Source organism: Paenibacillus dendrobii (assembly GCF_009807035.1).
GTDB classification, from domain to species: Bacteria; Bacillota; Bacilli; order Paenibacillales; family Paenibacillaceae; genus Paenibacillus_AQ; species Paenibacillus_AQ dendrobii.
The window spans coordinates 2904219-2919100 of sequence record NZ_WUBI01000001.1 but is presented as its reverse complement, the minus strand read 5'-3'; the positions used below and the strand labels follow the sequence as shown (position 1 = coordinate 2919100).

General features: G+C 46.2%; 10 protein-coding genes. 9 read left to right on the top strand and 1 reads right to left on the bottom strand.

Annotated features, from left to right (window positions below):
* Positions 1-125: 125 nt before the first annotated feature.
* From tatC to GRF59_RS12790, 5 genes are all read left to right on the top strand, one after another.
* Complete coding sequence (tatC, locus tag GRF59_RS12810) at positions 126-899, top strand: twin-arginine translocase subunit TatC (RefSeq protein WP_160497909.1); 774 nt, start codon at positions 126-128, stop codon at positions 897-899.
* Between the two features lie 473 nt (positions 900-1372).
* Entirely contained in the window at positions 1373-1654 is a 282-nt protein-coding gene (gene groES / locus GRF59_RS12805; RefSeq protein ID WP_160497908.1) for a co-chaperone GroES, read from the top strand.
* 53 nt (positions 1655-1707) lie between these two features.
* Positions 1708-3336, top strand: a complete 1629-nt coding sequence (gene groL, locus GRF59_RS12800; RefSeq protein ID WP_160497907.1) for a chaperonin GroEL — start codon at positions 1708-1710, stop codon at positions 3334-3336.
* Positions 3337-3739: 403 nt separating this feature from the next.
* Positions 3740-8563, top strand: coding sequence for a beta-N-acetylglucosaminidase domain-containing protein (locus GRF59_RS12795; protein ID WP_160497906.1), 4824 nt, complete (start codon positions 3740-3742; stop codon positions 8561-8563).
* 38 nt (positions 8564-8601) lie between these two features.
* A complete protein-coding gene (locus tag GRF59_RS12790; protein WP_237391736.1) occupies positions 8602-9105 on the top strand; it encodes a hypothetical protein in 504 nt (167 codons plus the stop codon).
* Positions 9106-9166: 61 nt separating this feature from the next.
* On the opposite strand, the gene GRF59_RS12785 is transcribed toward GRF59_RS12790, so the two are convergent.
* Positions 9167-9820, bottom strand: a complete 654-nt coding sequence (locus GRF59_RS12785; RefSeq protein WP_160497904.1) for a MarR family winged helix-turn-helix transcriptional regulator — start codon at positions 9818-9820, stop codon at positions 9167-9169.
* 121 nt (positions 9821-9941) lie between these two features.
* Between GRF59_RS12785 and GRF59_RS12780 the strand changes: the two genes are divergently transcribed.
* The 4 genes from GRF59_RS12780 (at position 9942) to GRF59_RS12765 (ending at position 14782) form a co-directional block, all read left to right on the top strand.
* On the top strand, positions 9942-11789 hold the full coding sequence (locus tag GRF59_RS12780) for an ABC transporter ATP-binding protein (RefSeq protein ID WP_237391735.1): 1848 nt from the start codon (positions 9942-9944) through the stop codon (positions 11787-11789).
* A gap of 130 nt (positions 11790-11919) precedes the next feature.
* A complete protein-coding gene (gene desA, locus GRF59_RS12775; RefSeq protein ID WP_160497903.1) occupies positions 11920-12978 on the top strand; it encodes a Delta(5) desaturase DesA in 1059 nt (352 codons plus the stop codon).
* A gap of 65 nt (positions 12979-13043) precedes the next feature.
* Complete coding sequence (locus GRF59_RS12770; protein WP_160497902.1) at positions 13044-14186, top strand: sensor histidine kinase; 1143 nt, start codon at positions 13044-13046, stop codon at positions 14184-14186.
* Entirely contained in the window at positions 14183-14782 is a 600-nt protein-coding gene (locus tag GRF59_RS12765; RefSeq protein WP_160497901.1) for a response regulator, read from the top strand. Before GRF59_RS12770 ends, GRF59_RS12765 begins: the two co-directional genes overlap by 4 nt.
* Positions 14783-14882 lie beyond the last annotated feature (100 nt).

Below are 14882 nucleotides of genomic sequence, written 5' to 3'. Positions count from 1 at the left end.
AAACGTAGTCTATCTCCTGTGATAATACGTCGATGGACGTTTTTCAGAGAAGACTTTGGAATCCCTTCCGTGTGGGGAGGGATTTTGTTTTGCCCGCAGGGCAGAAGAGATAGGATGGTGACAGCATGTCTGATAAACAGGAAGAAATGTCGATCGTCGATCACCTTGGAGAACTGCGCAGACGCATTATTTTTATTCTGGTCGTTCTTTTGCTTGGCTTGATTATCGGTCTCATTTGCGGGAATCCCATATATAAGTATCTGATTAGTGTGGACTCGGCGAAAGACTTCCAGCTGCATGCATTCGCATTCTGGGACGGCATCGGCATGTATATGAAAATAGCGATGGTCGTGGCTCTGGTATTAACCATACCATTTACGGCGTACCAGCTCTGGGCGTTCGTAAGTCCCGGACTCCGCGAGATCGAACGCAAAGCGGCGCTGCGCTACGTTCCATATGTATTTATTTTATTTTTGATCGGCATCGCATTCGGATATTATGTGGTATTCCCGATGGCTCTGGGTTTTACGACGACGATCACGAGGAATATGGGGCTGACAGAAACCTACGGCATTTCGCAGTACTTCAACTTTATGTTTACGCTGGTCGTACCGATTGCGCTGCTGTTTGAACTGCCGCTCGTCGTCATGTTCCTGACCAAACTGAGAATACTGAATCCGCGCAGATTGCGGAAAATGCGGAAATTATCCTATTTTGCGCTTGTGTTCATCGCGGTGGTCATCACGCCGCCGGATTTCATTTCCGATTTCCTGGTGACGATTCCGCTGCTGCTGCTGTATGAGTTTAGTGTGTACTTATCCTCGGTTGTGTACCGGAAACAGCTGGCTGCCGATGAGGCTGCAGAAGAGAAATATAAATTTCCTGCCAATATGGAATAGCAACCTTACTTATACGATGAGCAACATTCAGTCCATGAAGAGCATTCTTCTCGTTACGGGAAGCAGGCTCTTTTTGCTTTTTTAGGGATTACTTTTGAGGCGTAACATCCTGATCTCGCAAGACAAACTTCCTTCTGAGGGGGGGGTGTCTCCCGAGTATATACGACGAAAGACGTTTTTCTTAAGAGAGGTTTTCTTCTAAATTTTGTTCCGTGTCCGTGGCATATTTTAAAATGCGGTGGATAGAATGATGGAGTATGGGTAAAGGCGCTCTTGGAGAGAGGACAAGCTATGAATCCAACGGATGAAAAAGTGTGTGTTTCTTTGAAAAATGCGTCAAGAGGACTTGAAATCTGTGCCCAAGTTGAGTATCATAAAAGTGGTTGTTAGCACTAGAGGTTGTCGAGTGCTAATACATAACGACAACAACGCCGTTACAGGAACACAACATATTAACAAGGAGGCTATTTTTCATGATCAAACCTTTAGGTGACCGCGTATTGGTAGAACCAATCGAACAAGAGGAAACGACTTCATTCGGGATTGTCCTTCCGGACTCTGCGAAAGAAAAGCCGCAAGAAGGTAAAATTATCGCTGTTGGCGGCGGAGCTGTAAAAGACGGAGCTCGCGTTCCTTTGGAAGTCAAAGAAGGCGACCGCGTTTTGTTCTCCAAATATGCCGGAACAGAGATCAAGTATGAAGGTAAAGAATATCTGATTATGAAAGAAAGCGACATTCACGCAATCGTAGGCTAATGGCCTGAACATAGGAACATACCAACACTATTTTATGGGAGGTTTTTATCAACATGGCAAAAGATATCCGTTTCAGTGAAGACGCACGCCGCTCCATGCTGCGTGGTGTAGACGCTTTGGCTAACGCTGTAAAAGTGACGCTTGGACCTAAAGGCCGCAACGTCGTTCTGGAGAAAAAATTCGGAAGCCCGCTCATTACCAATGACGGCGTGACGATCGCAAAAGAAATCGAACTGGAAGACGCTTTTGAAAACATGGGCGCTCAGCTGGTTAAAGAAGTAGCTACCAAAACCAACGACGTTGCCGGTGACGGTACGACGACTGCAACGGTTCTGGCTCAAGCCATGATCCGCGAAGGTCTGAAAAACGTAACGGCAGGCGCTAACCCTATGGTTATCCGCAAAGGGATCGACAAAGCGGTTAGAGCAGCTGTAACTGAACTGAAAAACATCGCGATCGCGGTGAATGACAACCAAAAAATCGCTCAAGTAGCCGCAATCTCCGCTGCTGACGAAGAAGTTGGTCAATTGATCGCTGAAGCCATGGAAAAAGTGGGCAACGACGGTGTCATCACAGTCGAAGAATCCCGCGGATTCAATACGGAGATGGAAGTCGTGGAAGGCATGCAGTTCGACCGCGGTTATGTATCTCCTTACATGATTACCGATACGGACAAAATGGAAGCCGTTCTGGACAATCCATACATCCTGATCACGGACAAGAAAATCTCCACAACTCAAGAAATTCTGCCATTGCTCGAAAAAATCGTGCAACAAGGCAGACCGCTTGTGATCATCGCTGAAGATATCGAAGGCGAAGCTCAAGCTATGCTGGTTGTAAACAAATTGCGCGGAACCTTCAACGCTGTTGCCGTCAAAGCTCCTGGCTTCGGCGACCGTCGTGAAGCTATGCTGCAAGATATCGCTGCCCTGACTGGCGGCCAAGTGATCACGGAGAAGCTCGGTCTGGACCTGAAGAGCGCAACCATCGATCAATTGGGTAATGCACGTCAAGTGCGCGTAACCAAAGAAAACACAACGGTTGTAGACGGAAGCGGCGACAAATCCGATATTACAGCTCGCGTGAACCAAATCCGTGCGCAACTGGAAGAAACGACTTCCGAGTTCGACAAAGAAAAACTGCAAGAGCGTCTGGCTAAATTGGCTGGTGGCGTAGCAGTGATCAAAGTCGGCGCTGCAACCGAAACCGAATTGAAAGAGCGCAAACTGCGCATCGAAGACGCCCTGAACGCAACCCGTGCTGCGGTTGAAGAAGGTATCGTATCCGGTGGTGGTACTGCCCTCGTGAACGTATACAAAGCAGTTGCTGCCGTAGACGTGACTGGCGACGAAAAAACAGGCGTGAACATCGTTCTGCGCGCTCTGGAAGAGCCAATCCGCACAATCGCAGCGAATGCTGGCCAAGAAGGTTCCGTCATCGTGGAACGCCTGAAAAAAGAAGAAGTTGGCGTAGGCTACAACGCTGCGACTGACGAGTGGGTAAACATGTTCGAAGCTGGGATCGTTGACCCTGCGAAAGTAACGCGTTCTGCTCTGCAAAACGCAGCTTCCGTAGCGGCTATGTTCCTGACTACGGAAGCGGTTATCGCTGATAAGCCAGAACCAGAAAAGCCAGCTATGCCTGATATGGGCGGCATGGGCGGTATGGGCGGCATGATGTAATAAAGGGGCATAGCCCTTGCACAGCAAGGGTTTCCTCTTCTAATTACGCCGTGTGACCACATCCTGCAAAAGAAAGCAAGACGCCTTAGAGATCAAATCTCTAAGGCGTCTTTTTGTTTTGATCTAATAAAATTGAGGTAAGGATAGCAGAAAAGGTTGTATGAATTTTCAACCTATTCTCCCAAATTGACCTATGTTATGATTCGTTTACCCACCATTAAGAGATAAAGGGACTAGTTTTTAAACTTATGTTGAAGGGGTGATCGATGATCTGTGAATGTGAGGTTATTTTTTTTGAATAGATTTTAAAGCGCTTTCATTTGGAGGTAAATACCAGATAGAGAGTCTGCTTTGACGTGGAATCAAAATCGACATGCAACAATAAAAAATGGGAGGTATTGGTGTGGGGAAAAAGATTCATTCCAAGAGCAGGCTAAATAAGCTAAATTTAGCGGTATTAAGTGTAATGCTATATGTAACGTCTTTACTTGCAACCGTTACGCCAGTAAATGCATTTGTGCCACCAACAGATGATCGTATTCCGACAACGTTAAAACAAGGTTTTTCTGACGATCCAAATAAGTATGAAATGTATCCTGTGCCACATTCGATTAACTATCCAGAGGGAGAGCGTTTTACTGTCGGTAGTGGAGTGAATCTGGTCTTTGAAGGTGGAGCAAATCGTATTGATACGTATACCAAAGACTTTCTAAAAGAGATTCTGGTTAAATATCACCTCACCTATACGGAAAGTAACCAGATTGATCCTAATAAAACGAATATTTTAGTAGGAATATCAGGCTCAGGCGGCATGGTTGATCATTACGTCAAGAGTGCTATTACAATGAATAATACTCCTGGGTTGTTTAATAAAACGGACTCCTATATGTTAGATGCCCGGCAAGGTGTTATTACGATTTTAGGGAAAGACACAGATAGCGCTTTCTATGGTATTGCCACGCTGCAGATGATGTTTTCCTCATTCGCAGGACAGTATTTTCTGCCCGTTCATATCGAAGATTGGGCTGAAATGAAGTACCGTGGCATTGTAGAAGGGTTTTATGGCGCTTGGGAACATGAAGGGCGTGCCAGCTTAATGCGCAGCTCCCGGGATGTAAAAATGAATAGTTATGTCTATGCCGCAAAAGGGGATGAATACCATAGATCCAAATGGGCAGAACTATACCCTGCGGTTCAAATAAACCAGATCAAAGAACTTGTAGAAATAGGGAAAGAAACAAAGGTTAAATTTGTTTGGTCTGTACATTTAGAGTCCTTTTTTAAAGGAATAACGATCGCGACACATCCAGCTCAGTACGAGGAACGTTATAATCTATTAACGAAAAAGTTTGATCAACTCTATAATGCCGGCGTTCGGCGTATTGATGTTCTAAACGATGACTTTGGATCTGGCAGTAACGAAGATGTTGTAGCGCTGCTGAATCGCCTCATGACAGATTATGTAGATAAAAAAGCAGGTTTAGAACCCATGGTTTATTGCCCACAGGGATATAACGTTAGCTGGTCAGGGAATGGGAATGAACTGGCGGCTTTAAGCAAACTAGATAAACGGATTATGATTTACTGGACGGGACAGGACGTGAATAGTCCGATTACCCAAAGCAGCATTGACTATCTGATAAACCGAACAGGCCTGAAACCTATGTTTTGGATTAACTATCCGGTCAATGAGCATGCCAAATCAGGCATTTACCTGGGAGAGATTAGCCACTATGTTCGTAATGGTGTTGTTGGACTTGGTGGTGCGGTATCTAACCCGTCTCAATTTACAGAAACGAATAAAGTAGGGCTATTCCAGCTGGCTAGTTTGTTTTGGAATAACCAAAACTATAGCGATTATGCCGTAACGCTTTGGGAAGACAGCTTTAAATATCTCCAACCAGAGGTCTATGAGTCTTATCTAACGATAGGAAGGAATGTGGCTAACGCTCCTAATTCTACTCGCGTGCCGGGCTTTCCGGAGAGTGAGTATATGAAAGACAGCTTAGAAAAAGTGTTAGCCTATGCAGCTTCCGGTAAGCCTATCGCGCAGGATGAACAAGCCTTGGGGTTATTAAGGGAATTTGATAACATCCTATTCGCTGTTGAAGATTTTCGGGCGAATTGCACTAACCAGGTCCTGATTGAGGAGCTGGACCCGTGGCTTAGATCTTTAAAGGATGTTGCGACTGCTGCTAAGGAAGCCCTCCAAGCCGTTATAGCACTGGAACAGAACGATGTGGACAATGCTTGGCGAAGTCTATCGGCTGCTAGCAGAGCTCTTTCAACTTGGGATAGTTATACGACCTTTCCTAATGAGACACGTGCTAAAGCGGGTACGAAAAGGCTGCAGCCTTTTGCTGCAGGGTTAATTCCCGTTGTAACCAATAAACTGACTCCCCTGCTTAATCCTGACAGCACGGAGTTTATCCCTTCTTTTTATGGGGTAATCGGTGGCGCACAAGTAAGGGACTCCAGTAATACAGCCAAAATGTTTGATGGCAACTTAAGCACGTATGCCAGTTTCCAAATTGTACAGCAAAAAGATGACTATTTCGGAGTAGATCTTGGAAGGGCTATATCCGTCAATAGTATCTCGGTTTCACAAGGAAAGAATGATACGGACCACGATTATTTCCACAAGGCTACACTAGAATACTCCGCTGATGGTGTAAATTGGAATACATTAGTACCGCTTGTGGATTCACGAAGCATCGTAATGAAGGAACTTAACATGAAGGCTCGGTATATTCGGGTTCGACTTGTTGAGACTGGAACCTCGGGCAAACCGGATTACTGGACCTTCGTCCGTGAATTTAAGATTAATGAAATCGCTTCCCCTTTTGGCGTGTATACGAATATAGATGGATTAAGAGGCAGCGCGGTTACAGTAGACGGTACGGATTATACGCTTACTGCGGCATCGCCTCAAATTACCCTGCCTGCTAAAGGATATGTGGGAATTCGTTTGCCAGAGATTGCGGGAGTTAACGCTATTTCCGTAAATCCTGCGTTACCTAATGGATTGAAACTGGAATATTCTTTGAATAAAGCCGAGTGGAAAGATACCGCTACTTTATCCGGGAACACGGCCCTGCGCTATGTAAGGATATATAATAGCGGCGATCAGCCCATAACCTTTGATTTTGCTCGTTTATCGGTTTCCTTAGTCAGTGTAGCCATGAATCCCAAGGTTATTGAAACCAACTTAAAGAACGCTCTAAAGGAAGGAAATTGGGAAAATCTGTTTGATGGAAAGGAAGACACTTTTGCCTGGACCAATGAGGCTCAAGCAATAGGACAATATATCCTTGTAGACCTTGGTGCATTAACAAGAGTATATGATGTAACTCTTCTAACCGCTGATGGAAATCCACAAGTCTATAATGGAAGTCTTTCTATATCAGCAAATAAAACGGACTGGACGACAATTGCCACTGTCACTGATGGGGGAGGTAACAGTCGTTTAGACCCTCCGTATCGATATGTTGAGGGGAATGGCAATGGAATGAGTGCCAGATACATTAAATTAGCTATTTCCAAAAATAGTGGCTATTACTTAAAGCTGCATGAATTGAAAGTAAACAAAACGGTAGAAGAAGCAGACAAAATTAGTGCTTTTTCCGGTAATCCGAAGGGTCAATTTAAGGCTATGGTAGATGGAAATTTATCTACCATGTTTACTCCTGGTCTTATCGATATGGAAGATGGGTATGTTGAATATATTCTCTCGGATTATGTAAACGTAAATCGTATTAACATTTTACAAGATCCAACTAGCATTTCTGGCGCTGTTGTTAAAGCGCAGTCCCTGGATGGCAACTGGACCCATCTTGGGATACTTGATAAAAGTGCTACTGTATTCGACACCAGCGCTTTACAGGGAGTACAAAAGTTGCGTTTGGAATGGGTTAAGAATACGAGACCTGCCATTGCAGAGATTTTCTTTTCTGCTACAACAGAACCGGAAATCGTTCATCCGAGTATCTTTAGCGTACCGTTAATACAAGATGTAACTGTGAATAATGGTACCCCCTGGGAAATGGTAGGGCTACCAGAACAGGTTACCGTGACACTTAACAATCAGAACACAGCCCTGCTGCCTGTAAACTGGACGGCTAGTCATTACGATCCTTTAACTCAAGGAGAGTATACAGCGACCGGGGAATTGGTGCTTCCTTCCAATATTATAAATCCGGCTCAGATAGTTCTTACTGCCAAAGTAACCGTTAAAGCTGCAATGGGGGAAACCAAAGAAGGAAATCTTGCTCTTAAGCAACCTGTAGAAGTTTCAGGTTTAGAGATGGCGGGTTCTTGGCCAGGTGAAAACATGGTAGATGGTGATATCAATACCCGTTGGAGTGCCAATAAGATGAAAGAGAGGGATGATCTCAATCCAGCCAATCAAATATCTGGAGCTAACTGGGTTGTTATTGATTTAGGCGAAGGTAACAATAAAATAGAAAGTGTAGATATTTATTATCATGCTAAAGCCAGTGGAACAAAATATGAAATACAAGTTTCAGATGACAAGAGTACGTGGACGAAGGTTGCAGAAGTAACTAAGGAGCCTAGTGAAGTTCAAAATGAACGGCACACGATACCTGTGAGTTCGAATGGGGAAGGCAGATATGTACGCATCTACTATAAAGAAATGAATATTAATGCAAAAGCCGCTACGGGGATCAGCATCAAAGAAGTTCAGGTCAATGGTAAGAAGACTTTTGTTACCGCTTCTGAACCGCAAAACCTTGCCTTACAGCATACAACTTATGTGTCGGGTACAGAGACGAAGGATTTTCCGGGCTCTAACGCAGTAGATGGAACGAATACGCGTTGGAGCAGTAATCTGATGAAAGCAAGGAAGAATCAACCTGAAACTCAAGCACAAAATCCAGCTTGGATTGTTGTAGATTTGGGCGATGATGTATATGAAATCAGCTCCGTTTCTGCAAAATATTACAACCTTGTTTATGGGACGGAATATGTCATGCAGTTATCGGACAGCAAGGAAAGTGATGCGAACTGGGAGACTATTCACACCATTAGCAAACCACATGGGGGTGCCGCTAATCCTACGGATGAAATTACTTTCAATAAGCCAATTGCGGGTAAACGTTACATGAGGTTATATTTCACCCAAATGAATGTGGCTGCAGCAGGCCATGCAATTGGATTGGAGGAATTAGTCGTAACAGGTACCCGTAAAGTGGTGGGGAATCCATGAAAAAATCGATACTTGTAACGATCGTGCTATTCATCATATTGGCAGGTTGCAGCAGCGGTAAGAAAACGGAGAACATCTCCAAAGAAGACTTAGGCATTATTCAAATGGATAGCGGCAAGAAGATCGTTTATGGAATGAGTCGGGAAGAGGCCGAGAAGATATTAGGTACCGGCGAAAAGTCGGATATGGGAAAGTTTAAATATGAATCTGGGGTTTCAATTTTTTATAGAAACAACAGCGTCGCGGCTATGATTTTGGATGAAGAATCCGAGGGGAAATATAAAACAACTCACGATGTTGGGATCGGAATGCTGAAACAACAAGTCATCAAAGCCTATGGTGAGAATTATGTTCCAAGCCCGTCCGAAATGAATTTAGACTATGTGTATGATACGAACATGAATACATTTATCAATGGGTACAATACCATCGCAGCGAAAGATGCGGATCGTTTTTATGCTATTTCCTCAACGTTTGATGAAAATGGAAATCTCCAACGTATCCTGTTATTCGATTGCTTGTTCGCCATTTTCATGGAGTAATCGCCATGGAAAAGCCTCTCAGGAGCTGGCCTGAGAGGCTTTTTTTCGTGCCTTAAAAGCCTCAGTCCTGCCCGTGATCCTGCCCTGAGCGAGGTCCACTGAAACGTTCGTCCATCGAAGCTCTGTATTGTCCCCAACCGACCGGAAAGCCCATCTTTCTTTGATACCGGGATCCGTGAGGCCCTTTGCCGTTCGGACCGAAATGCGGCCGGTGACGTCCGTGTCCGCCCCAGATATCCCCTGGATTGTGCTCGGAAGAAGCTCCAGCTCCTATCTGCTGCTCCATCTGACCGATTAAGCGATTCAAATATTCGCTAAGTTTGGCTTGCTCATCTTCATTCAAGCAATCGAAGAGCCTATTCTCATCCTGCTGCCGCTGTTCAAGCTGATTGGCAGCTTCCGCCCCGGCTTCCGTTAGCTTCACGTTCATGACTCTACGGTCCTGTTCCGACGGGGCTCTTGTGATCAAGCCATTCCGCTCCAATTTGGTGAGGAGCTCGCCTAGAGACTGGTTTCGCATATTGAGCAAATAGGTTAACTCCTTTTGCGTAATTTCCGGCTTTATTTTCAGAAGCGCGAGCACCCGTCCCTGTCCCCGATGCGGATCTCCGAAATGCTCCTGATCCCCGCGGACATGAAACTGATATCTGCGCAGCAGCATAATAAACTGAAAGAATTGTTCCATTAAGCTTGCGTTGTTTTCGTTCTCGTTCATCGGTTATTTCCTCCTTATTTCTCAGGCACCTGTAAATCAGGTACCTTGACAATATCATACAGGTACCTTATTATCAAGTCAATAGATGACCAAACAATTCATAATTATAGGGGGATGACCCATGTCCAAAATGTATGGGGGAGGCATGCCGGGTGCGGGCTTTGGCCGGATGAAATTCGATGACGGCCAGCAAAAGCCCAATATTTCGAAAGCCATGCTGCTGCGTATTTTCAATTATTTCAAGCCGTATTGGAAACAGACCATGCTTGTGCTGTTTATACTGTTGGTTTCGTCTTTATTGGGGCTGTTGCCGCCCATTCTGATCCAGCGGATCGTCGATCATGCGCTTCCGGACAAAAAAATGAAACTTTTGGCGGAGCTGGTGCTGATTTCGCTGGGAACCACGGTCGTGGCAGGACTGCTGGGCGTATGGCAGAGCTATTTAAATTCATTTATCTCTCAAAGCATTGTTTACGATATGAAAAATCAGATGTACACCCATTTGCAGCGGATGCCGCTGCAGTTTTTCTCCGCCGTCAAGCAGGGGGAAGTCATTACCCGGATGACGAGCGATATTTCAGGCATTCAGGGCGTTTTCAACAGCACGGTGATTAATTTTGCCAGCAATCTGTTTGTGCTTACCACCACGGTTGCCACGCTTGTCATCATGAACTGGAAGCTTGCCATCATTGGCATATTGATCGTGCCGTTGTTCATTATACCGACAAGAAAAATGGGCAACGTGAGATGGAAGCTGGCCAAGCAGACGCAGGAGAAGATGTCTGAACAGAACCATATCATTCAGGAAACGCTGAGCATCAGCGGTTATTTGTTGATGAAGCTGTTCACGCGGGAAGAGAAGGAATATGACAGCTTCAGAACCATTAACAGGGAGTCGACGCGGCTCCAGATCCGCGAATCCATGGCCGGCCGCTGGTTCATGATGATTTTGTCTACGTTTACGAGCCTGGGGCCGATGCTTATTTATCTCTACGGAGGTTATCTGTTTATACAGGGGGAAATCACGGTCGGAGCGATTATCAGCTTCGTGGCGCTGCTGGGCCGGATTTATGGTCCTTTTGGCCAGATGACGAATCTGTATGTGGAGATTAAAAGATCGGTTGCGCTGTTTGAACGTATTTTCGATTATTTTGATATGAAGCCCGGGATTCTTAATCACCCTGATGCCCGTGCAGTGGACTTGACCAAACAGGACATCGTTTTCGATGACGTATGTTTTGCATATCAGAAGGACAAACAAGCCCTGGAGGACATTTCGTTCACCGCGGCCGCAGGCACGATGACCGCCCTTGTCGGCCCGAGCGGAGCCGGAAAAACGACCATCACCAACCTGATTCCGCGGCTTTATGAGCTGGATTCCGGAAGCATCCGCATCGGCGGAACGGATATTCGCGACATGACGCTGGAATCGCTGCGCTCACAGATTGGTCTCGTCACCCAGGATAGCTATCTGTTTAATGGAACGATCCGAGAGAATTTGCTGTACGCCGACAGCGAAGCAAGCGAGGAGGAGATGGTCCAAGCTTGCAAAGCGGCGTATATTCATGATTTTATCATGGGACTACCCGAAGGTTACGACACGGTGGTCGGGAATCGTGGAATCAAGCTGTCCGGAGGAGAGAAGCAGAGAATTTCCATTGCGAGAGTACTATTGAAGAACCCGTCCATCATTATTATGGATGAGGCGACTTCATCGCTGGACACGGCATCGGAATATTATATTCAGAGAGCGATGCATCTCCTTCTGCAGGACAAAACCAGCATCGTGATCGCTCACCGCCTCTCCACGATCATGGCCGCCGATAAAATTCTGGTCGTGAAGGATGGATCCATTATTGAAGAAGGAAATCATGAGGAACTTTTGCTGAAAAACGGGGTTTATACCGATCTTCACAGCAAGCAGTTCGAACGAAAAGCATTCAACACCGATTCGCAATCGCCTATATGACATTTGTCATACTCCCTACCTGATGTTCATGACTACTCGGGCAGCAAGTTGTTTCCTATACTGAGGATAGAAGTCGTTCATGGATATGACCGTGGCGGTTTCCATGCATCCACTCAGGGAGGAAGACATAATGACGACGGAATCGAAAGTAAGGAATTTAAGAAGAGAGATGACTCCCTTTGAAAAAAGCAATACGAAGTCGAGCATCTGGCAGATCGTATCCACGATTGGGCCTGTGTTATTACTCTGGTACTTCGCATATGTAAGCTTGTCTGTATCGTATTGGATTACTCTTCCCATTCTGATCATTGCATCGGGGTTCGTGATCCGGACGTTCATCATATTCCACGACTGCTGTCATTACTCATTTTTTCAGAGCCGGCGGGCGAACGAAATCTTGGGAACCATTACAGGTGTCCTCACGCTGGTTCCGTATCAGCAGTGGAAGAACACGCATTCCATTCATCATGCGACGAGCAGCAACCTGGATAAACGGGGGATCGGTGATATGTGGGTGATGACGGTGAACGAATATGCCGCCGCACCTTTTATGCGTCGCATGGCTTACCGTTTCTATCGCAATCCGGTGGTGATGCTGGGTCTTGGACCGATTTTCGTGTTTGTGCTGTCATACCGTTTCAACCGCAAAGGAGCGAAGCGGAAGGAACGCCTCAACACGTATGTCATGAATGCTTCGATCGCAATTCTGTATGCAGCGCTCTGCTGGGCCGTTGGATGGCAGGCATTTCTGATGATTCAGCTTCCTATCATATTCGTATCCGGGATGCTCGGAATTTGGTTATTCTATGTACAGCATCAGTTTGAGGATTCTTATTTCGAACATGAAGACGAATGGAGCTATGTGAAGGCGGCGGTGGAAGGAAGCTCGTATTATAAGCTGCCGAAATTGTTACAATGGTTAACAGGTAACATTGGCTTTCATCATGTTCATCATCTGAGTCCGAAGGTTCCTAATTACAACCTGGAGAAGGCGCATAACTCAACCCCGCCGCTGCAGAAGGCCACGACGATTACGCTGCTTACGAGCTTGGCTTCACTGAGATTCCGGCTGTGGGATGAGCAGAACAAGACTTTTATTAGTTTCAAACAGTTCAAAAGTTCCATTCAAAAAACTAAACACGAAGCGATACCCATGCCAAGTCCAAGGGCGAGCATACAAGGGGAATAACCTCCCGTCACCGATTATGATAAAATAAACGTAACCAAACGATAGCATGCCATGGAGGAACCGCCTTGCAGAAATGGTATCAAATTTTCCACAGGAGCACGGGGCTCAGCCCCTATGTGTGGGTCGTCTTTTATATTCTCCCGTTCTATTTCATTTTTCGATCTTCGTCAATGGTTCATGTGGTGTTTGGCGTTCTGATGATTCTGGCCTTTTTTGGATGCTATGTGCTGTCCTTTGTCTCCAAGGGTTGGCTGGTGTACTTTTGGACATCCATCCAGATGCTGATCTCGATCGCGATGACGATGCTGTTCGGTTATGTATACTTTGCGCTTTTCGTCGCGTTCTTTATCGGTAATCTCCATCATCGGGTTGGATTTGTGGTGCTATATACCCTTCATCTTGTCACGACGATCGCGACGATTAACTATGGCTACGTGACAAAAGATCCTGTCATGATAACGCAAATTCCGTTTGTGCTGATCAGTCTTATCGCAGTGATTCTGCTGCCCGTTACCACATACTACCGGAACAAGCGGGGAAAACTTGAGATACAGCTGGAGGACGCCAACAAACGGATTTCCGAGCTGGTGAAGCTGGAGGAACGTCAGAGAATCGCCCGCGATCTGCATGATACGCTGGGACAGAAGCTTTCCCTTATCGGGCTGAAGAGTGATTTGGCCGGCAGATTAGTGAGGACGAACCCGACCCAGGCGGAGGCCGAGATCAACGATGTGCGTCAAACGGCCAGAAACGCTCTCAATGAGGTGCGGGATATGGTGACGAAAATGCGCGGCACGCGTCTGGAGGATGAGATGTTCCGCATCAAACAGATCCTGAAGGCAGCGGGGGTTGAATTCATGCTGACCGGAGACCCGATTCTATCCAACACATCGCTTCTGGTCGAAAATGTGCTCAGCATGTGTTTGAAGGAAGCGGTAACGAACGTCGTCAAGCACAGCAATGCTACGGTCTGCTCGATCATCATCGATACGTCAACAACGGAACTGACGATTCAAATTATAGATAATGGCATTGGTATGGGAGGAGATTCCCTATTAGCCAAAGGCAGCGGACTGCGCGGAATGAAAGAACGGCTGGAATTCGTAAACGGCAGCTTGGAGGTGGGTTCGAACCAGGACCCTGGAACGAAGATTGTCATAAAAGTGCCGAATATCGTGAAACACCCGAATAAGGAGGTGGTCCTGTGATTCGAATTGTAATCGCTGAAGACCAGCGGATGGTGCTTGGTGCGCTTGCCTCGCTGGTTAATTTGGAAGAGGATATGCAGGTCGTGGGCCAAGCCAGCAACGGTGAAGATGCCGTGAAGCTGGTTCGCCAATTGAAGCCGGATATTTGTATTATGGATATTGAGATGCCAGGGAAGAGCGGACTTGAGGCCGCCGAGGAGCTGAAGGGCAGCGGCTGCAAAGTGATGATCTTGACGACTTTTGCGCGGTTCGGATATTTCGAACGGGCTATTAAAGCCGGAGCGAACGGATATTTGCTGAAGGACAGTCCCAGTGAGGAATTGGCGGACTCCATACGGAGCATCATGGCAGGAAGGCGAATCTATGCTTCCGAGCTGGTAGATGATGCCTCTGGAGAGGAGAATCCGCTGACCCAGCGGGAGAAGGACGTCATCGGACTGATCGCGGACGGGAGAAACACGAAGGAAATCGCCAGTCAATTGTATATCACACAAGGAACCGTGAGGAACTATATTTCCGTCATTCTCGATAAACTCCAGGTCACGAACCGGGTGGAAGCCATTACGCGGTTTAAAGAGAAGGGCTGGTTCAAATGACTGTGAAATTTGAAAAAAACCGTTAAGTACAGCAATCCATGTACTTGGCGGTTTTTTTGCTGCCGGGGAGAGCGAAAGCTTCTTTTTATATACCCAAACT

Coding starts and splice junctions, on each gene's coding strand:
- desA (WP_160497903.1), top strand. CDS start 11,920: ATGACGACGGAATCGAAAGTAAGGAATTTAAGAAGAGAGATGACTCCC.
- GRF59_RS12780 (WP_237391735.1), top strand. CDS start 9,942: ATGTCCAAAATGTATGGGGGAGGCATGCCGGGTGCGGGCTTTGGCCGG.
- groL (WP_160497907.1), top strand. CDS start 1,708: ATGGCAAAAGATATCCGTTTCAGTGAAGACGCACGCCGCTCCATGCTG.
- GRF59_RS12785 (WP_160497904.1), bottom strand. CDS start 9,820: ATGAACGAGAACGAAAACAACGCAAGCTTAATGGAACAATTCTTTCAG.
- tatC (WP_160497909.1), top strand. CDS start 126: ATGTCTGATAAACAGGAAGAAATGTCGATCGTCGATCACCTTGGAGAA.
- groES (WP_160497908.1), top strand. CDS start 1,373: ATGATCAAACCTTTAGGTGACCGCGTATTGGTAGAACCAATCGAACAA.